The sequence below is a fragment of the Paenibacillus phoenicis genome (genome assembly GCF_034718895.1).
GTDB classification, from domain to species: Bacteria; Bacillota; Bacilli; order Paenibacillales; family Paenibacillaceae; genus Fontibacillus; species Fontibacillus phoenicis.
On sequence record NZ_JAYERP010000001.1, the window covers coordinates 4,555,287 to 4,574,679 of the forward strand.

The following is a 19,393-nucleotide window of genomic DNA, read 5'->3' on the forward strand; positions in this document are numbered from 1 at the left end:
AGGGAGTCTCCCCTTGGGTCAGGTTGACCGGGGGAGGCTTTTTTTGCGTTGGAGGGGGCGGGAGTGGTGGAGGTAGGGAGTACGATTGGAGAGTGACGATGGTGGAGGAGGAGGCTAGTGCTAATGCCAGGCGTAGGCCGCTAACGGACCTGAGAGACCTTATTTTGCGGTTTTCGGCGCGTGTTGAAATCTAACGGACCGGAGAGACGTTATTTGCGGTCTGGAGTGGAGTTCAGCACGGATTTCAGCCCAATAGCGTCATCTGGTTCCGTTAGGATGGGAAATGGCCGGGAAATGAGCGAATAAGGTCATCTGGTTCCGTTAGAAGGGACTGGAGCGGAGAGGGACGGCGCGCCCTGCCGAGCTCTCTAAATCTAAATCACGCCGACGTTGCCGTTTTGTCCGTCGACTGGTGCGCGCGGGCTTGTCGGCCGAGTACGAGGCCAACGAGGGAGGCCATTACTTGCTGGAACACCATGCCCAACACGACCGGCACGGCCACCGGGGCGGGGAAGTAAGTGACGGCCAGCACGGCGCCGGCGCTGATGTTGCGCATGCCGCCGTTGAAGACCAGCGCGACTTTGTCGGCTTCGTTTAGGCCGATCAGCCGGGACAAGCCGAAGCCAAGCGCGTAGCCGATGGCCGCGAGCAGAACGATGATGGCGGCGAGCCCCAGCAGCCGCGGGCTGAAGTCGGTCAGGTAAGGGGCGACAACCGCGCCGTTAATCGCCACGACCGAAGCCATGGCAAGCTTCGAAAACGGGTTAAGCCAAGGCCCCCAAGTGGTGATCACCTTGCCTTGGGTCCACTGGTTCAGCACCATGCCCACCAGCGATGGGACGACGATCATCCAGAACAGGCTGGTCATCATCGCCACGGCGTCAAGCCGGACGCTGGTGCCAACCAACAGCGCCAGGATGCCGGGAACAACAAAGGGAGCCAGCAGCGTGTCGATCAGGATGATCGACAAGGTCAAGGCAATGTTGCCCTTGTAGATGCTGACCCAGACGAAGCTGCTCACCCCGGTTGGAATCGCCGCAGCGAGGATAAAGCCGGTGATCGTATAAGCATCCCCGGGGAACGCCAAATGCCCCATTCCCATCGCCATCAGTGGCATGGCCAGGTGGAGGATGAACAGGCAGAGCACCAGAGGGAGTGGTTTTTTGAGCACGTTTAGGAAATCTTTGAAGCTGAGACTAATGCTCCCGGCAAAGGTCATGAAGGCAAACAGCCACGGAGACAGGTAGGTATAGGAGGCTAGACGACTCCCGCAAAGGACGCCGATCAATATGCCAGTAGGGGTAATTAATGGCATTAATTTGTTCAGTTGTCGGTTTAGCGTTTGCAGCATGGTCACGACATCCTTTGGCAGTTTATCGGAAATTATATGAAAAAATATAATTGTTTACATATGGATCATCTTTACATGGTAAATTTAGGTAGTTTACAATGAAACAAGTTTGGCCAAATTAACAAGAATAAATAGAGAGGTTGAGATGCTATGTTTAAAAGAACATTATTATGCGCCTTGACTTTAATAATTACCTTGTTCATTTCTGGGCCAGGATATGCAGCGAATGATCAAGATGATAGTCTGGGGCATGATTCTATTAGCCCACAGACTAAAATGGAAATTATCAAAACAATGGAGGAATTAACGAAGATAAGCTTGGAAAAGCTAAATCCTCAAAATTCTTCGAAACTTAGTTCGAATGCTGAAGGCACCCTGAGGAAAAAACTTTCTTCCTTGGGTGTTAGAGAGCTTACTCCAATTGAAGTGCAAGAAAAGATATCAAAAAATTTAGTAACACCTAACGTTTCAGTTCCTCCTAGTAATAGTAATGTCAGATGGTATGAGCTTAGATATACACATACCCGGAGTGGAAAGACATATGATATCCAAGAACTGTATGCTTAGGCCGTAGGGTATAACACTAATCTTTATAGTTCTAACAACACATTGTATTTGATTAATGGTACAAAAACACAGGTCAATGTTGGTCAGGCACTAATAAATGTTTACGCGAATAAATTAATCGGAGTTATTGCGTCATTGCGTCATTGAATCCAATCACAAATATTTTACCATATGAGTTATTTGTAAAAATACCAGACGGAAGTTCCACTATTTCTATGAATTCTGATTTCATTTCATACAGATTACTTTCAACTGCTTGTTTTTCATACGTAAAAGATTCTGGAAAAAGCGACGATTATTTAACTATGATGTACGCCTCAAATATGTTCACTATTTCCTCCTCTCATACTGTTGCTGGAATTGCTGATGAAGGGAAACCAACGGCTACGCCTCTTGTTTCATCGGGTAGATCCTTGAGCTATTCTGCATATGCTAATTTTTTGAATTTAAGCAGATCGACATCTTACGCCCAAGCTACAGTTTGGAAAGTTAAAGACACACAAAATAAAGACCACACAGCGACTGCTAGTGTATTTACGCCCTCTATGCCAAGTCAAATTACTCAATAATAAGTAAAATTAAATATAAAGCTCCATTTGGAGCGTTATATTTAATTTAAGCTCATGAAAGTAGAAGGGGTGTATTATGAGGAAGAGAAGTACACTTTTTTTGATAGTTATATCACTAATTTTGATTTCAACTGCAGCTTTCATTTTCTTATATCCAATGAATAAGGAAATTTCAAACACGATAGAAGGAATACAATATGAGTTACAGGATGATGAAGTTATTCCTGTAACAATTAATATAAATGGCAGACTTCATTATTCATTGTTAGGTAATAAACGTTTCAAAGGGGTAATTAGTGTTAAGCTTGATGGACAACCGGACTTAAAAAATAACCGGGAGTTAAATATGAGCTTTCAAAAAAGTGGCAAAGCTCTCATGTCATTTTTCATGGATTACGCTGATCTATCGGAAGAAGAGAAATGGAATACACAGTTTGGACGGGTGTTTTTTTCTAAAGATTTTAAATCAGCTACTTTCGAAGTTATTGGTTTAAACGATAGGGTTCTGATAGCCGGCCCAGCAAAGAATAAAATGGAAGGGCTTCAAATATCGCAAGAGTTAATGTATGCCTATCTAAAAAAATATAACCTGAATGACTATTTCAAAAAATAGAAAAAAACTCCTAAAATCAAAGAGCCGCAATTCGGTTTCAATAAATTTTCATTTCGTCAAACAAAAAGAAACCACTCTTTAGTAAAATGGAGGTACCACTCAACCATAAACCCAAAGGAGAGGTTTCTTTGCCATCTTCGACGCGGCTTACCCTGGAGGCGGACGAGACAGCTACCACCCTAAAAATGCTCACTAGAGTCATTATTTACGCTTACACACAGTGCATTTACTCTTCTCGCCAGATCGCCAAAGCTATCCGCGAAAACATCATGTTCATGTGGATCGCGGCCAGGCAAAGGCCGGATTTCCGCACTATCAACCGGTTTCGATCAGAACGAATGAAAAGTGTACTGGAGACGGTGTTTACCACCGTGCTTCAGTTTCTCTGGTTGAGGAGAACTATGTGCAGCTCGAGCATTACTTTGTGGACGGCACGAAGATTGAAGCGAATGCCAACCGATATACATTTGTTTTGGGAAAAGCCGTGGTGAAGCATAAAGCTAAGCTCCGGGAGAAAGTCCAGACCTTGTTCGCTGCGATCGAAGAAGCCGAGAAGCAAGAAGAAAGTGCTCACGGGGGCCAGGATCTTCTTGAAATGGGGAATCCTCTGCCATCACTAGTGAAAAGCTTGAGCAAGCTGTCAAGCAATTGGAAGATCGCTTGCAGGAGAAACCGAAAGACAAACCGCTCAAAAAGGCGTGCGTACCCTCCACAAAGACTTGCTTCCACGACTCCAGAAGTACGAGACGCATGGAGAGATTTTAGGCAAGCGAAACAGCTACAGCAAACAGATCACGACGCCACGTTCATGCGCATGAAAGAAGACCATATGCGAAACGGCCAGCTGAAGCCGGGGTATAATGTACAGATCGGCACCGAAAATCAATTCATTGTCGGCTACAGCGTTCATCAGAGCAAGGAGAAGACTGAAAGCTGGTACGAAATCGAGTACCGGCATTACCGCAGTGCCGGTTGTGAGGACTGTCCGCTGAAGCCGCAGTGTACGAAGGCCCAAGTAAATCGGGAGATCAAAGTCAGCATGAAGTATTTGCGGCTCAAAAATCAAGCCGGGCAGAAGCTTCGCAGTGAAGAAGGTTATGCTTTGGCCGTCAGACGGATGATTGAGCCGGAGCCTGTGTTCGGGGATATGAAAAACAATTGGGACTTCAAACGATTCCTGCTTCGAGGCTTACCAAAAGCAAGCTTTGAAGTCGGGTGGCTTTCCCTTGCCCACAATCTGCTCAAGAAAGCAGCGGCGGACGCCAAAAACCAAGGAGCTAAGCGGTCTGTTCTCGCTTAGCTCCTTGGTTTTTTACTTATACCATCCTATCTTGTTGCTGAGGATGTTCAAAAGTTTACTTTTGGGACAGCCTCTACTATTTTCATCGGGCAATTTCTTTGAAAGAAGCCTCTGCGGCTTCCAACGTGAAGTCGATGTCGGCTTCCGTGTGCGCCGTTGTCAGGAACCAAGCTTCGAACTTCGACGGGGCGAGGTTGACCCCACGGTTCAGCATGGCGCGGAAAAAGGCAGCGAACGCTTCGCTGTCGGTGTCTTGCGCCTCCGCATAGTTCGTGACCGGATGGTCACAGAAATGCGTCGAGAACGAGCCGCGGATTCGGTTGATGGTCAGCGGCACTCCATGGCGGCGGGCCGAGTCAGCCAGCCCGTCGGTCAGCTTCACGGCGAGGCGGTCCATCTCTTCGTAGACCCCAGCGCCTTGCAACACCTCAAGGCAGGCGATGCCGGCGGAGATAGAAGCAGGGTTGCCCGCCATCGTTCCGGCCTGATAGGCCGGACCCAGCGGTGCCACCTGCTCCATGATCTCTTTGCTGCCGCCGTACGCGCCGATCGGCAGCCCGCCGCCGATGATTTTGCCGAGGGCGGTCAGGTCCGGCCGGATCGCTTCGTGGTTGGAGAGGCCGGCGTAGGTTTGCGCCGAGCCGTAGTGGAAGCGGAAGGCTGTAATGACCTCGTCGTAAATGACGAGGGCGCCGTACTGCCGTGCGAGCCGGCAGAGCTCTTCCAAGAACCCGGGCTTCGGCATCACCATGCCGAAGTTCCCGACGATCGGCTCGACCATGACGGCGGCGACGTCGTCGCCCCACTTGTCGAGCGCATCTTTCAGCGCCGAAGCATCGTTAAACGGTACGGTGATCACCTCGTGCGCGATGCTGGTCGGGATGCCGGCGCTGTCAGGGATGTCCAGCGTGGACGGGCCGGAGCCCGCGGCCACGAGCACGAGATCGGAATGGCCGTGGTAACACCCGGCAAATTTGATGATTTTGTTGCGCTTCGTATACGCGCGCGCGACGCGGATCGTCGTCATGACCGCTTCCGTACCGGAGTTGACAAAGCGTACCTTGTCCATCGAAGGGATCGCTTCTTTGAGCATACGGGCCAAGCGGATCTCCAGCTCGGTTGGGGTCCCGTACAACGTGCCGTTTGCGGCTGCCTCTTGAATGGCCTTCGTCACATGCGGGTGGGCATGTCCGGTAATGATCGGCCCGTAAGCCGCCAAATAATCAACGTAGCGATTGCCGTCCACGTCCCAAAAGTAGGCGCCCTGGGCTTTTTTCATAAAAACAGGCGCCCCGCCGCCAACCGCCTTAAACGAGCGGGAGGGGCTGTTGACGCCGCCTACAATATGCTGCAACGCTTCTTCATACAATCGTTCGGATTGCGATCGATTCATCTCTATCTTCCTTTCTGAATTGAATAACTGGTGTGAACTAGTTGATGCGCTGGCGATCCGGCAATTCAACTGCAAAAGTACATTTAATTTGTCTGGAAAACCGGCTTTTTTGTGCGATTAGCTGCAAAAGTGCATCTCACGTAGCAGGATATGTCCTCAAAAACGACTTTTCAGCGGAAATGAACTATACTTTTACATTTGACAGGTCAAAAATAGCGGTTTTTAGCCAAAATGAACTGCACTTTTACATCTCGTGGCGGTGATGGTGCAAAAAACAGCAGTTAGTGGTGCAAAAAACATCAGTAGGTGGAGCGATCTGCGCCAGTTAATGATGCAAATTGTGCAGCTGGTGGTGCGATCTGCACTAGTCGATAATGCAAATTGCGCCAGAATGTAGTGCGATTTGCGCCAGCTGATGATGCAATTAGCGGCAATTGTGTGGTGCAATTAGCGGCAGTTAGCTCACCGCCGACCGTGAGCACTGTCAGCGACCGCCAGTGACCGCGACCGATCTTATTAGACCGTTGCAGCCCTCCGCCGAGCACCCCAAAAGAGAGGAGGCCGCCTCTCGAGTAAGTCCACCCCCACAGGGCAGGCCTGCCTCAAGCTGCGCCCTCCGACCTCACGGGCAGGAGCCCGCCTGCAGGAAGGACTCCACCAACCTTAGGGTTTGGAGTCCTTCGCCACTAAAGGCTACCAGCCTCAAGGGCTGGCCGCCTCCAGGTTCACGCCGCTGCTGCCTGCGTTCGCCCCGGTACGGCCCGAGCTGCCGCTGTCGTCGTTGCTGCCGCCGTTGTCCTCGGCACCGTCAGCATCGCTGCCGCTGCCCGTCCCGCTTTCCTCAGCTTTGTTAAATACGTCCTGCACGTATTGCTTTAATTCATCTTCGCTGCGAACGCCAAGGACGGACGAGCCGCCAACGGTTTTCTCAACCAGCAGTTCCATCGGCGGAATTTGTTCGCTGGCGACCATTTCTGTGTCATACCCTACGGTAGCCAGCTTCCACATATCCTGAACCGACAAGTTCGTGTCGATGTAAGGATTGATTTTCTCCAGTATCGAAGGCAGCTTCATAATTGAAGTCGTCGACTTCAACTTTTCCGCCACCGCCTTCAGGAAGTTACGCTGCCGCTCGGTCCGGGTGTAGTCGGACAGGGCGTCGTGCCGGAAGCGGACGTATTGCAGCGCGGTTTTGCCGTCGAGGTGCTGCTGTCCTTTTTTCAGATCGATATCGTATTCATGGTTATCCGCTTTGCTGGTGTAGTGCATATCTTTTTCCACATAAAAATCAACCCCGCCGACCGCATCCACCAGCTCAATGAATCCTTGAAAGTCGGTATACACATAATATTGTATCGGGATGCCCAGCAGGTCGGAGACTGCTTGCATCGCCGTATTGGGTCCGTGCGTAATCGCCGTGTTGATCCGGTCCGAACCGTGCTCCGGAATTTTCGTGTACGTGTCACGCAAAATCGAGAAGAGGTAGGCCTTCTTGCTCACAGGGTCGAGGGAAGCGACCAGCATGGTGTCCGAGCGGGGGATTTCCCCTTTCTTCAAACCGCGCGCATCGACGCCCATCAGCAGAATGTTCACCCGATCCTTGCCTTCCCATTTGGGCGGTTCCGGCACTTTCGTTTCGGTTGGCTGCACGTTATAGAAAGGAGACTGTTCTCCTTCTTTTTGAAAATTGTCCACTTGGTTATAGAGGGCCGTAAAATAGTAGGCTGCAAAGGCAGCGAGAGCGACAACCACTCCGATCACAGACCAGAGAATCGCCCGTTTTGTGCGTTTCGTCATTGGGTTCGTTCCTTTCAAGTCATGCGATAAATTCGGTTTCTATTATAGATATACTACATGTCTTTCCATTATAATTTTTTTTGTAAATACAATCAATTTCAGGGTTGGAGAGGCCAGAGGAGGAAGGAGCATGTCGGAACAAACGCAACAAGTGCAAATCGGTCAGCACGTTCCGGATTTTCAATTGCCCGCAGCCAACGGGGAGGAAATCTCATTATCGCAATTTCGCGGCCGGAAGGTCGTTCTTTATTTTTATCCCAAAGACTCTACCCCAGCTTGTACCCAGGAGGCTTGTGATTTCCGCGACCTTGCCCAGGCGTACGGCGAATACGGGGCAGTGGTGCTTGGCATCAGCGGGGATTCGGTGAAATCTCACGCAAGGTTCGCCATGAAGCAGGGGCTGAATTTTCCGCTATTATCGGACGAGTCTCATGAGGTATGCCGGATGTTTGGCGTATGGCAGCTGAAAAAAATGTACGGCCGCGAATACGAAGGCATCGTCCGTTCGACGTTCCTGATCGATGAGGAGGGCAAACTGCTTCGCGAATGGCGCGGGGTTCGAGTGAAAGGGCATGCCGAGGAGGTGCTGGCGTTACTTCAGGGACGATATTTTAGATAAGATCTTGACAATCATATTGCTTAGTTATGTAACTATTTTTATTTGTGGTTGAAGAAGAATTTTTCATGATAGACATCCCGAAAAAAGCCTCTTCGCTACTCGTAGTGGGTATAAGAGACAGCGATATCGCTCTACTATGCCTCTCAAACGTTCCATTATCCACGTAATATAGCGAAGAGCCCAAAAAATACATTTTTTCTTCTATATATTTACAAATAAGTACGTTGGAGGTATAATTATTCATCCATTATAAGGATAAATATTATTATATTGGGAGGGATTCATAGGGATTCATTTTGAAGAAATTTGTCAATACGATGCTTTCGGCGGTATTATTATTTCTTATCTCTATTCAAAGTTCGTTCGCACAAGAGAGTAATCAACTTGAAACCTTTGATATTGTGGCAGCAAAGCAGTCTTTGGCAAATAAACATTTGGATCTATTAAATACTAATTTAACAGAGGAACAAAAAAAGCGAGAGTATACGAAATACAGAAGACACTAAATAAATTAGTTTCTGGCGATGGAGATGCGGCGAAACTAGAAAAACAACTATTAGAGAATAAAGTCTACAAGTTGGAAACGCCTGATGAATCTTTAGTTAGCCCATCATCTCAAGGCAGTGATGTAACTTTAAATAAGGTACTGATTACGTACGATGCTCAAACAGGGTATTGGTTTGTCGCAGGAGGCGGATCTTGGAAAAACAATAATTGGTCTGCAGACGTACCGACATTTTTGATACCTTCTGTTGGAGACTCCAAGAATGTTGGTGGGATGGATGCAATTGGTGTGACATATTATAATACTAGCGGTGATTATAACGCTAGTGTTATTAGTTCTCTTGGTTATTGGCATGATGGTGAGGGGAATAGTGTTGAGTCAAACAGTCCATCTGAAGGTAATGGAAAGTATGGTGTAGCTTTTGAATTCCAAGATAAGGCTATTGTGACAAGTGTAAATTATGTTACTGGATATTATACTTATAAATACTTGGGACAAGGCTTTTCAGCCGTTGTGACCTACAATAGCAATTTTACAAATTGGAATGGCAAAGCGAGAACATTTTATGCACATACGTGGAGTAGTACAAATATCAGCTCAATTTCATTGAACGGCAGTAATTCAGGATTTGGGGCTAGTGTAACTTTCTCTAGCTCATCTAATAATTTCAAAATCTATAATGACGCTGACACAAGTTTCTAATTCAGGAGGTGAATGTAATTTATTTAGTATTAATTGCAGGTCTCGTCTTGGGGTTAATTGTTTATTTTGTCATCGATTCTCTTTATGAGCGAACTGTTGTTATATTATACGGCATTCAATGTACACTCATGGGGTTCTTTTTGTTTTTCGTCTGGTTCGTTCTAACAAATAATCCGACGAATGAGCAAGAATATTTAGTACTTCACCTTGCGGCTTGGTTTTTAGTAGTGGTTGGCTTTATTTTGAGTACTGTAGCATTTATAAAACCAAAAAAATAGGACATTAATAAAAATGCGTGCCCTAACCTGGGTGCGCATTTTTTGATGCTCCATAGTCAGTAAAAACCCTGAATCAAAATACAGAACTTTAGCGATTCGGAAGTCTATTTGCGTTTCTACCTTCATACAATCTACCAGAAAGCCAAAGGATTCATAGAAAAGAATTTGATCCTAACGCGGAGGTAGAAAGTCGATGAAACAAAAAAAGATTTCCGGACGAATGCTGGTTCGTATGCTGCTGCTTACGTTGGTGCTGATCGCTGCGATCTGCACGCCGCTCGGCTTCCAGCACAAGGGCTTGCCCGAAGTCAAAGCCCTGGCCATGAAAGAACAAGCCGCGGGGGGAACCGCGACGCATAAAGTGAATTTCGCTGCACCTGCACCCCAGAAGTTGGAACCCGTCCATACGTCGGCCATAGGCTCGGCTGGCGCATCGGCGGCTTTGGCAGCGTCTCAGACGAAGAAGGCGGAGACGCTGCAAGAAAACCAAAAGGAAGTGCAAGGCAAGACCGTTTATTTGACGTTTGATGACGGACCTAGCCCGCATACGGATCAAGTACTGGAGATTTTGCGGGAAGAAGAGGTGACCGCTACCTTTTTCGTGCTTGGCGAGCAGGCCAAACGTTATCCAGAGAAGATCCGGCGAATCGTCGACGGCGGCCATGCCCTCGGGAATCATACGTATAACCATGATTACGACGCGTTGTACGACAGCTTCGGCCAATTCTGGAAGCAGATCAAGGCAACGGAAGAGGTGCTGCGGGAGATCACGGGAACACGTACGGCGTTGGTTCGTGCGCCGGGCGGGACGTACGGTCATTTTGACAAGACGTATTTCAACCTGCTGGAGCAGGGTGGGTATAAAGTGTTCGACTGGAATGTGGACAGCGGCGATTCCAAGCGCAAAGGCGTTCCGGCAAATGAGATTGTAGCCAACGTCAAGAACGCGAAGCTGCAGGACCAAGTGATTGTGTTGATGCATGATGGAGGCGGGCATGAGCAGACCGTCAAGGCGCTTCCGGAAATTATTCATTACTATAAAAAACTAGGTTACGAGTTTCGTACATTATCTGCGGAGCAAAAGCCCGTTCAATTTTCGCTGGATCCTCAGGTAGGCAAGAAAAAGAACCGTCCAGCGCCTTCCGCCGAATGGATCGCGTCCAACGTCGTTCCGAATGCGGCTTTGTTTGAACCGGAGCTGCCGCTCACCGTGGAGGCCGGCGGCTTGCAAACGCGCCTTGCGCCGGGGGAATACGAGCTGCGTGACGGCCAGTATGTGGCTCCTGTCCGTATGGTGATGGAGCGGCTGGGAGCTGAGGTCTATTGGAGCGAGGCGACGCAAAGCGCCTTCATCAACTGGGGGGACGCCTACATCGTAGCGGATACACGGCGCGGAGTGCTGACCGCCGTACGCCAAGACGGGACGAATGCGGAATGGGAAGTGACGTTTGACCGCAAGGCACAAGCATTATGGATTCCACTGCGTCCGCTCTTGGAGGCGTTAGGTCATCCGATCGTCGGGGTCGTCTCGACCGCTGGGGAACGACGGGTCTCGGCACTCTAGGTTTAATAGATTCTTTTGGGGCAGACGCAGACATCCTCTTCCTTTCTTCCATGTCTATTTCCGCTAGTTTCTGGAGATACTGGTTGATAGATTACGGCCATGGTTTTTAGAAATGGAGGAGAAGTCAGGATGAATCACGATCAAGCGCAGACGCTGCTGGAGCGGCTCGTCCATAAGGTGGATCGGGTGATTGTTGGGAAAAAAACAGAGATCGAGCTCGCGGTGGTAGCGATATTGAGCGGCGGTCATATTTTGTTAGAGGATGTGCCAGGAGTGGGTAAAACGATGCTGGTACGCACGTTAGCTGCCTGCATCGGCGGGTCGTTTGGCCGCATTCAGTTCACGTCGGACCTGCTGCCGTCTGATGTAACCGGCGTAACGGTATACCATGCGCAAAGCGGTCAGTTTGAGTTTCGGCCCGGGCCGGTGTTCGCCAATGTCGTATTGGCCGATGAGATCAATCGGGCAGCGCCGCGAACCCAGTCGGCACTGCTGGAAGCGATGGAAGAACGGAAAGTGACGATCGATGGAGAGACGCGGGCTTTGCCGAAGCCGTTTTTGCTGCTGGCTACGCAAAATCCGCTGGAATACGAAGGAACCTATCGCCTCCCGGAGGCGCAGCTGGATCGTTTTTTGATGCGGCTGACGCTCGGGTATCCGAAGCCAGAGCAGGAGGTGGATCTGCTCGGGAGGATGCAGGATCCGCCTAATCTTGCCGAGCTGAAGCCGGTGCTGCTGCCGGAGGAAATGGCCCTCATGCAGCGTCAGGTGCGCAGTGTATTTGTGGACGACGTCATCAAGCGCTATATGGTTGGGGCGGCGGACGTATCCCGGCGCCATCCGCAAATCGCGCTGGGTTTCAGTCCGCGCGCAACGCTTGCCTGGATGGGGGCGGCGCAGGCGATGGCGTATTACAAAGGACGTTCGTTCGTCACGCCGGACGATGTGAAGGCGGTCGCGCCCGCTGTGCTCACGCACCGGATCGTGCTGAGGACGGAAGCGAAGCTCGACGGAGTCAGCGGGGAGAAGGCGCTAGCTGAAGTGCTGGCTAAGGTGAATGTGCCGATTTTTGCACGGAGAGCGGGGGCTTCGTCATGAAGCACGCAGGATGGGCATGGCTGATCGCCGTCACCTTCGCCGGAGCTTTGGGAGGTTGGTACGCTTGGCGCGGCGGGGCGTCGGCTTTATTCTTGCTGCTGCTGGTCGGATTCATTATGCTGCAGGGCGTTTTGGTCCAAGCATTTGGCCCGAAGCGCTTCAAGGTGGAGCGCGCTTGGCAGCCGGTATTTCCGGTTGCCGGTGAACCGGTCACTGTCACGTTAACGGTCCGCTGTGAGGGAGGTCTGCCGCCGGTTTGGCTGCAGATCGAGGACCAGCTGGCAGGAGACGCGGTTGGTTCAGAATACGGGAAGAACCGCCCGGGGGGCCGGGGCGGTAGTTTGTTTTTTACCGGATTTCGCCGGGATTACCGGATGACATATGCGATTCAGGGCTTGCCTCGGGGCGTCTATAAGAATGCTTCCGTTAGGTTAACCTGGGGCGATCCGTTTGGCTGGTTCAAGCGGAGCCGACTTGCGGCTTCCTCTGAGGTGATGGTCGTTCATCCGCTGCGGCTGGCAGGAGATCCCCCGAAGGCAGAGGAGCGGGGCGAGCAGGAGGGCGGCGGGGCTTGGCAGCCCCAGCTGGTCGCATCGTCTCCAACTCCGGGCCGGTTAAGACCCTATGTCGAGGGTGATCCGTTGCGGCGAATTCATTGGAAATACTCGGCGAAAAAAGGCCAGCTGCTCTCCCGCATCCCCGAGGAGCAGGGGGTCATGCCGCGCTATTTGCTGCTGAGCACGCAGGACGGGGATTACGCTTCCTCCGCCGGCTTCGAACTGGCGGTTTCGGCAGCCGCCACGTGGTTTACGCGCGAAGCGGGCGGCGATTCCGGCGCCGATGAGCTTCGCTTCAGCCATAGCGCGATGGACGGAGCTTGCCGGGTGAACGGTCGCGACGGCCTGATGAGCGGCCTGGAGCAGCTGGCCGGCCTCCGCTTAGGGAGCGGCTTGTCTGCGGGAGAATTGCTTCGCCGGGATTGGTCCGAGGTGCTCTCCCAAGGGCAAAGCCTTACGGTCATCACCGGCACGCTGACGCCTGAATTGGCGGGGGATGTGCTGCATTGGGCCGAGCTGGGGGTAACCGTGGAAGTTTGGTGCGCCGGCGGGCTCGGCGGATCGGATCTGGGGCGGCTGGTAGCCCGGCTGCGAGAACGGGGCGTCACGGTGTTGGATCTGACGTTGTATCGGACGAAAACTCCGCGGAAGGAGGCGATCAAGCATGTCGGCGCCTAAACCGGCAGTGCTCACCTCCAGCGGCCAGTTGGCACCGGTGACACCATCCCGGCGAGGCGGGCATTCTGCGCCTTCTGTCGGCTTGCGGGTCGTGATTACGCTGCTGCTGTTTGGTTTGTTTGGGGAATGGTTGTATCCGTTGCATGCGATGATTCCCGAAAGGCAGACGGAGCTGCTTCCGCTGTTTTTCGTTCTCACCGGAGCTTTGCTGTTGTTTGGCTGCCTGCGGCTGCCGACTGCCCTGTATGCGCCGCTGCCGCCGCTGCTGATCGCCGGTGCCATGTTGTATCTGTTCGGGAGAGGAGAAGGGATTGCCTGGTTTGCCGGCTACGCCCATACGATCTCTGCCGATCTGGAGGCGTTTTGGGATACGGGGCGGTTGTTCTCCATCAGCATGGAGACGCGGGCATTGCTGCTGTTGATCGGTTGGACGTTGCTGGTCGTTTCCGTACAGATGCTGGCGTTATCGCGCCAGAGTATTTTGCTGTTCTTGTCCGCCACGGTGATCTACTTGCTCGTGCTGGAAGCTGCCGTCGGCTTGGAGCTGTATTTGGGCGTCATCCGCTCGGCGGCGTTGGGCTTGGCCCTGCAGGCGGCAGCGTTCCATCGCGGCGAGTCTGGACCGAGCCGGGGAACCGGGAGCATCGCCGGCGGGGCCGTCGTGCTCGCCTGCGTGGCGGGCGCAGCGCTGCTCAGCTCGCTGCTGCCGCTGCAGCCGGTGCGGGCGATCTCTTGGGAGCAGGTCGCGCGCAGCTTGTCGGAGTGGAGCGGAGCCGAGCTGACAGGCACGCCGGGCCATGCTGCGGCTGTCAATGTATCCGGCTACGGCCGGGACGACTCCAAGCTGGGCGGGCCGCTGCGCCTGCGCCATGACCCGTATTTTACGGCGTTGTCGCCGTACAATACGTACTGGCGCGGCGAAAGCAAAAGCGTATACACCGGCCGGGGCTGGATTCAACCGGCCGGGGAAGGCGCGCCCGCGATCGCCGGGGCGGAGCGCTCCGGCGGCGTAACGGGCGAGGCGGCTGAAGGCGAAGCCATCACAGCCGAGGCCCAGGTCGACACCGGCCGCGAGCTCATACGGCAAACGGTGACGTTCGAAGCGCCGTTGTCGGGGAGGGTAGCCCTGCTCTCGGGCGGGCTTCCGGTCCAGGCGGAACGGATCATCGCCGGTGACGGAAACGAGTCGGTGCAGATTGAGCCTCGGTTTGATGCCTGGGCCGATGCCTTGATCGTCGACTATGCTGCCCCGGCGGAGCAGATTTACGGCTATGAGCTGACGTCGGCGGTGCCGACGGCGTCTGCGGACAAGCTGCGCCAAGAAGAGGGGCCGGACCCTGTAGAGGTCCGTGACCGCTTTCTGCAGCTGCCGGACGCATTGCCGGAGCGGGTGCGGAAGTTGGGCGAGCAGCTTGTCGCCGGAGAAAGCAACCGCTATGATGCGGCGGCCGCCGTCGAGAGCTACCTTAAGCATCGCTACGCTTACAGCCTCGATTCCCGTCAGCCGCCGGAAGGCGCCGATTTCGTCGACCACTTTCTGTTCGTCGACCGCATCGGCTATTGTGACCATTTCTCGACGGCGATGGTCATCTTGCTGCGCAGCGGCGGGATTCCGGCTCGCTGGGTCAAGGGCTTCGCGCCGGGAGATCCTGCGCCATCTGCAGCTGCGGCTTCCGCCGGAGCGGGGAGCGGGTTAGAGTCCGCCTCGTTCGCAAACAGTACAGCTTCCGCAGAGATGCACCGGTATTCCGTAACCTATGCCGATGCGCATTCGTGGGTAGAGGTTTATTTTCCTGAAGCGGGTTGGGTTGCCTTTGATCCGACGCCGGGGTTTGGCGAATCCATAGCTTTAAGCGTCAGCACCTTAGCGGATTACAGATTAAGCGAAGCAGATGCAGGAGCGGCCTTTCCATGGTTAGCCAAAGCAGTTGAGGTGGCCAAGCACTTGCAACCGAGGCTTGCGGAAGCCGCCTACGAACAACTTTCCCACCTGAACCCGCGGCTGCGCCCGTTCGATTGGACTGCCTTGGCTTTGGTTGCCGGTTTCGCTTTGCTGTTCGCACGGGAAATGAGGCTGCGCGGACACTTGCTGCTTCTTGCCTTCGGACGGTTGCGGCTAAGCAGTGCCTTTCCTGGACGCCGCGAGCTGCTGGCTTCGGCGGATCGGGTTTGGCACGAATTGGCATTGCTTTACGGCCCCAAGCCTGCGTCCATGACAGCCCGGGAATATATCCAGAGCGCTTTCAGCGAAGATCAGGCGCAAGCGGAGTGTGCTGAGCAGTTCGTGCGGACCTGGGAAAGGATCTACTATGGAGGCCTGCGGCTGGAGCGACAGGAAAGCGTGAAATTCCTAGAACAATGCCGGAAGTTGGCCTCTCGCCGACGCTGAAATTGGCGTTTGGGCTTCCTTGACGACCTCTTTTGTCGTTTCGTATAATAGGTGTCATAATTTGAGGGAGGCTCGGTCATGAATAAACCTAATGAAATGATTGTGGTCCTTGACTTCGGAGGACAATACAATCAGTTAATAGCAAGAAGGATCCGCGACTTAGGCGTGTACAGCGAATTGCTGCCGTATAATACGCCGGTAGAACGCCTGCGGGAAATCGCGCCGAAAGGCATCGTTTTTTCGGGTGGTCCGTCCAGCGTTTATGCGGAGGATGCACCGCACATTGACCCGGCCGTGTACGACATCGGTGTGCCGATCTTCGGCATCTGTTATGGTATGCAGTTAATGGCTCACCAGCTTGGCGGTAAGGTCGAACGTGCGGCAAAACGCGAGTACGGCAAAGCGGACGTGGATTTTGCCGAACATTCGGCATTAACTCGCGGTTTGGATTCGAAGCAGACGGTATGGATGAGCCACGGGGACCACGTGACCCAGCTTCCGGACGGCTTCGTGGTTGATGCATCGACAGAGCATGCGCCTATCGCCGGGTTTTCGAATCCGGACCGGAAGATGTATGGCGTACAATTTCACCCCGAAGTGCGGCATTCCGTACATGGGAATGAAATGATCCGCAATTTCCTTTACGACATTTGCGGTTGCGAAGGCAACTGGAGCATGGAGACGTTTATCGAAGACGCGGTGCGCGATATTCGCGCCCAAGTCGGTGACGGCAAAGTGCTTTGCGCGTTGAGCGGCGGCGTGGACTCTTCGGTGGTGGCCATGCTGATTCATAAAGCGATTGGCGACCAGTTAACCTGCATGTTCATCGATCACGGTCTGCTGCGCAAAGGCGAAGCGGAGAGCGTCATGGAGACCTTCGTCGGCAAGTTCGACATGAAGGTCGTCAAGATTGATGCGCGCGAGCGTTTCCTCTCGAAGCTGGCTGGCGTGGATGACCCGGAACAGAAGCGCAAAATCATCGGTAACGAATTTATCTACGTGTTCGACGAAGAGTCGGCGAAATTCGATGACTTTACATTCCTGGCCCAAGGAACGTTGTATACGGATATTGTCGAGAGCGGCACGGCAACGGCCCAAACGATTAAGTCCCACCATAACGTTGGCGGGTTGCCGGAAGATATGAAGTTCAAGCTGATCGAACCGCTGAAAACGTTGTTCAAAGACGAGGTCCGCAAGGTTGGCGAAGAGCTGGGTCTGCCTCGGGAAATCGTGTGGAGACAACCGTTCCCGGGACCGGGACTCGCTATCCGCGTCTTAGGCGAAGTGACGGAAGAGAAATTGCAAATCGTTCGGGATTCCGACTACATCCTGCGCGAAGAAATCGCCAAAGCGGGACTGGATCGTGAGATTTGGCAATACTTCACGGCATTGCCGAATATGCGCAGCGTAGGGGTTATGGGCGACGCTCGTACTTACTCCTACACAGTAGGCATCCGTGCCGTGACGTCCATCGACGGCATGACCGCCGACTGGGCGCGTATTCCGTGGGACGTGCTGGAGAAGATTTCCGTACGGATCGTCAACGAGGTCGAGAACGTGAACCGCGTCGTGTACGACATTACGTCGAAGCCGCCGGCCACGATTGAATGGGAATAGATTAGAAGGAATCAATGTCGTCTGCAGCTTAACAGCCTAGACACATAAGGGGGGCATAGACGACATTGAAACTCTTGTGTAAACCCGCAATTTTAAAGTGCAAAAAATTACTCTCTTTTATCTGCGGTATTAAGCAAATAGAAGGGAGTATTTTTTATGGCCAAAATCGCAAAATATCCAGTCAAAATCCGTGCTAGGCCTTCGAGAAATAATATAATCCATGATGAGATTCCTCTTGCAGCTGCAAGAGGTTTTTTGTTTGCAGGTAACGAAGGTGAGCTACCGTTTCACCGAGGGCGAAGCGGATGCTTTCCGGGTGAACAACTCCAGGAAACAGCCGGGCACAAACCTCAAAGGGGGTGAGCGCTTTAGCTCCTGCCGCGTTAAATAACGCCAGGATCTTGTCCAGCCGTTCATGATGATGAGCGAGGATGCGATCGATGTATCCAGGCTGCGGATGGAAGACAGCACCATGGCCGGGCAGGACGGTGTGGATGTTTCTCTGGCGCAGGAAAATTAAGGTATCGAGATACTGCTGCAAGGGATCCTGCTCATCCTCATAACGAAACGTAATGTTTGGCGTGATTCGCTCAAGAAGTAGGTCCCCGCCAATCAACAATCGCTTCTCCTCATTCCAGAAGCCGATGCTTCCCTCAGCATGCCCGCCTCCAACGACGGTTACATAAGGAATCCCGCCCAGTAGAAAGGAATCTCCCTCTTGTACGAACAGCGACTCTCCCGCAATCGTGGAGATTTGTTCTAACAGCTCGCGGTCAAGCACCGCCATTTCATCGCATTGTGGTTCAGGAATGCCGCAGCTGCGATAAAACGACCAGTTCTCCTCTACCTGCTCATTCCGGTAATATTGGTTAGCCAAAGCGAAGGTTGCGGAGGTTGCTAGTAAAATCCCCCCGGTCCACTGCTGCATGGCTCCGGCAAATCCATAATGATCTGGATGATAATGAGTGATGAAGATCCGTTTGATATCCGAGGGGCTCAGGTTGAACTGCCGTAATACATCGATCCAGAGGGCCTCGGTATCCGGCGTTTTGAGTCCCGGGTCAATGACGCTCCAGCCTTCTTCGTCTTGAATGAGGTAGCTGTTCACGTGATTCAGACGGAAGGGAAGAGGCAGGCGAATTTGGTAGACCTGTTTCTGTGGCGTTTGCATCCGGTTACTCCTCAATTGTCCAAAGTTTAGAGAAAACTATAAATCAGAGTAAACTGGGGTGTCAAGTAAATATTTATTGCTTATAAAAAAGCTGAAAACCGTTGACAAATAATTCTGATCTGTTTAGTATGGATTTAAAATGTTTCAATGGCAAACAAAAAAAGGGGGCATCACTGAAATGACTGCTGGCTTATCCCAAGAGGAGCTCGAAGCCGTCCTGACCGATTCCCAATATCATCAATTTCTTGGTTTTCGGCTTGAGGAGTTTGGGGATCAGTCCATTACGATCCGCTTGCCGTACAATGAATTGTTTTACACTTCTGCAGATGCAGATGGATATATTCATGGGGGCATGATCTCAACCTTAATCGATGTTGCTGGATATTATGCGATATTCCGGTTCCTGAATCGACCCGTGCCAACGGTTGATCTACATATTAATTTTCTGCGGCCCGGAAGAGCAGGAGATTTGCTGGCGACGGCTACCGTGGTGAAGTTGGGACGTACGGTGAGCATTGCCGACATTGTCGTGACGGATCTGGAAAGAAAGCAAGTTGCGATCGGGCGGGGATTGTTCAGCTCCAAATAGGAGAAGAAGGGGGGGCTTAATTAAAGATGGGAAAGG

General features: G+C 52.3%; 14 protein-coding genes and 1 pseudogene. 11 read left to right on the forward strand and 4 right to left on the reverse strand.

All coding sequences use genetic code 11. The annotated features are described in order from the left end of the window. Window positions 1–379: 379 nt before the first annotated feature. Window positions 380–1,351 (reverse strand): bile acid:sodium symporter family protein, encoded by a 972-nt coding sequence (locus tag U9M73_RS21275; protein ID WP_009226951.1) that lies wholly within the window; start codon window positions 1,349–1,351, stop codon window positions 380–382. A gap of 150 nt (window positions 1,352–1,501) precedes the next feature. Between U9M73_RS21275 and U9M73_RS21280 the strand changes: the two genes are divergently transcribed. The 3 genes and pseudogenes from U9M73_RS21280 to U9M73_RS21290 form a co-directional block, all read left to right on the forward strand. Then, window positions 1,502–1,918 carry a hypothetical protein gene (locus U9M73_RS21280; protein WP_323079018.1) on the forward strand — a complete coding sequence of 139 codons (417 nt, stop codon included), beginning with the start codon at window positions 1,502–1,504 and terminating at the stop codon, window positions 1,916–1,918. A gap of 645 nt (window positions 1,919–2,563) precedes the next feature. After that, window positions 2,564–3,100, forward strand: a complete 537-nt coding sequence (locus U9M73_RS21285; protein WP_323079019.1) for a hypothetical protein — start codon at window positions 2,564–2,566, stop codon at window positions 3,098–3,100. Between the two features lie 133 nt (window positions 3,101–3,233). Further along, window positions 3,234–4,400: pseudogene (locus U9M73_RS21290) on the forward strand (transposase); the annotation flags it as partial. Between the two features lie 82 nt (window positions 4,401–4,482). Here U9M73_RS21290 and U9M73_RS21295 read toward each other — a convergent pair. Further along, window positions 4,483–5,793: a glutamate-1-semialdehyde 2,1-aminomutase gene (locus U9M73_RS21295; RefSeq protein ID WP_323079020.1), complete on the reverse strand. Its 1,311-nt coding sequence runs from the start codon at window positions 5,791–5,793 to the stop codon at window positions 4,483–4,485. A gap of 702 nt (window positions 5,794–6,495) precedes the next feature. Then, window positions 6,496–7,590, reverse strand: coding sequence for an LCP family protein (locus U9M73_RS21300; protein WP_323079021.1), 1,095 nt, complete (start codon window positions 7,588–7,590; stop codon window positions 6,496–6,498). 130 nt (window positions 7,591–7,720) lie between these two features. Between U9M73_RS21300 and bcp the strand changes: the two genes are divergently transcribed. From bcp to guaA, 7 genes are all read left to right on the forward strand, one after another. After that, window positions 7,721–8,209 (forward strand): thioredoxin-dependent thiol peroxidase, encoded by a 489-nt coding sequence (gene bcp, locus U9M73_RS21305; protein WP_323079022.1) that lies wholly within the window; start codon window positions 7,721–7,723, stop codon window positions 8,207–8,209. Between the two features lie 577 nt (window positions 8,210–8,786). Then, a complete protein-coding gene (locus tag U9M73_RS21310; protein WP_323079023.1) occupies window positions 8,787–9,416 on the forward strand; it encodes a hypothetical protein in 630 nt (209 codons plus the stop codon). Window positions 9,417–9,887: 471 nt separating this feature from the next. Beyond that, complete coding sequence (locus tag U9M73_RS21315; protein WP_323079024.1) at window positions 9,888–11,258, forward strand: polysaccharide deacetylase family protein; 1,371 nt, start codon at window positions 9,888–9,890, stop codon at window positions 11,256–11,258. A gap of 129 nt (window positions 11,259–11,387) precedes the next feature. Beyond that, complete coding sequence (locus U9M73_RS21320) at window positions 11,388–12,356, forward strand: AAA family ATPase (protein WP_260071744.1); 969 nt, start codon at window positions 11,388–11,390, stop codon at window positions 12,354–12,356. Next, on the forward strand, window positions 12,353–13,591 hold the full coding sequence (locus U9M73_RS21325) for a DUF58 domain-containing protein (protein ID WP_260071745.1): 1,239 nt from the start codon (window positions 12,353–12,355) through the stop codon (window positions 13,589–13,591). Before U9M73_RS21320 ends, U9M73_RS21325 begins: the two co-directional genes overlap by 4 nt. Further along, the gene (locus U9M73_RS21330) at window positions 13,578–15,980 is read left to right on the forward strand and encodes a DUF4129 domain-containing transglutaminase family protein (RefSeq protein ID WP_323079027.1); all 2,403 of its coding nucleotides are present in this window, start codon (window positions 13,578–13,580) and stop codon (window positions 15,978–15,980) included. The genes U9M73_RS21325 and U9M73_RS21330 overlap by 14 nt, the downstream gene beginning before the upstream one ends. A 78-nt stretch (window positions 15,981–16,058) precedes the next feature. Further along, complete coding sequence (guaA, locus tag U9M73_RS21335; RefSeq protein ID WP_260071747.1) at window positions 16,059–17,597, forward strand: glutamine-hydrolyzing GMP synthase; 1,539 nt, start codon at window positions 16,059–16,061, stop codon at window positions 17,595–17,597. 193 nt (window positions 17,598–17,790) lie between these two features. On the opposite strand, the gene U9M73_RS21340 is transcribed toward guaA, so the two are convergent. After that, window positions 17,791–18,768 (reverse strand): MBL fold metallo-hydrolase, encoded by a 978-nt coding sequence (locus U9M73_RS21340; protein ID WP_260071748.1) that lies wholly within the window; start codon window positions 18,766–18,768, stop codon window positions 17,791–17,793. 178 nt (window positions 18,769–18,946) lie between these two features. Between U9M73_RS21340 and U9M73_RS21345 the strand changes: the two genes are divergently transcribed. Beyond that, entirely contained in the window at window positions 18,947–19,357 is a 411-nt protein-coding gene (locus U9M73_RS21345) for a PaaI family thioesterase (RefSeq protein ID WP_260071749.1), read from the forward strand. Window positions 19,358–19,393: the final 36 nt, after the last annotated feature.

Bases quoted from the DNA above. Each gene is read 5' to 3' on its own strand.
- U9M73_RS21340 (WP_260071748.1), bottom strand. From the start codon at position 18,768: ATGCAAACGCCACAGAAACAGGTCTACCAAATTCGCCTGCCTCTTCCC.
- U9M73_RS21275 (WP_009226951.1), bottom strand. From the start codon at position 1,351: ATGCTGCAAACGCTAAACCGACAACTGAACAAATTAATGCCATTAATT.
- U9M73_RS21320 (WP_260071744.1), top strand. From the start codon at position 11,388: ATGAATCACGATCAAGCGCAGACGCTGCTGGAGCGGCTCGTCCATAAG.
- U9M73_RS21330 (WP_323079027.1), top strand. From the start codon at position 13,578: ATGTCGGCGCCTAAACCGGCAGTGCTCACCTCCAGCGGCCAGTTGGCA.
- U9M73_RS21325 (WP_260071745.1), top strand. From the start codon at position 12,353: ATGAAGCACGCAGGATGGGCATGGCTGATCGCCGTCACCTTCGCCGGA.
- U9M73_RS21285 (WP_323079019.1), top strand. From the start codon at position 2,564: ATGAGGAAGAGAAGTACACTTTTTTTGATAGTTATATCACTAATTTTG.
- U9M73_RS21345 (WP_260071749.1), top strand. From the start codon at position 18,947: ATGACTGCTGGCTTATCCCAAGAGGAGCTCGAAGCCGTCCTGACCGAT.
- U9M73_RS21280 (WP_323079018.1), top strand. From the start codon at position 1,502: ATGTTTAAAAGAACATTATTATGCGCCTTGACTTTAATAATTACCTTG.
- U9M73_RS21295 (WP_323079020.1), bottom strand. From the start codon at position 5,793: ATGAATCGATCGCAATCCGAACGATTGTATGAAGAAGCGTTGCAGCAT.
- bcp (WP_323079022.1), top strand. From the start codon at position 7,721: ATGTCGGAACAAACGCAACAAGTGCAAATCGGTCAGCACGTTCCGGAT.
- U9M73_RS21300 (WP_323079021.1), bottom strand. From the start codon at position 7,590: ATGACGAAACGCACAAAACGGGCGATTCTCTGGTCTGTGATCGGAGTG.
- guaA (WP_260071747.1), top strand. From the start codon at position 16,059: ATGAATAAACCTAATGAAATGATTGTGGTCCTTGACTTCGGAGGACAA.
- U9M73_RS21315 (WP_323079024.1), top strand. From the start codon at position 9,888: ATGAAACAAAAAAAGATTTCCGGACGAATGCTGGTTCGTATGCTGCTG.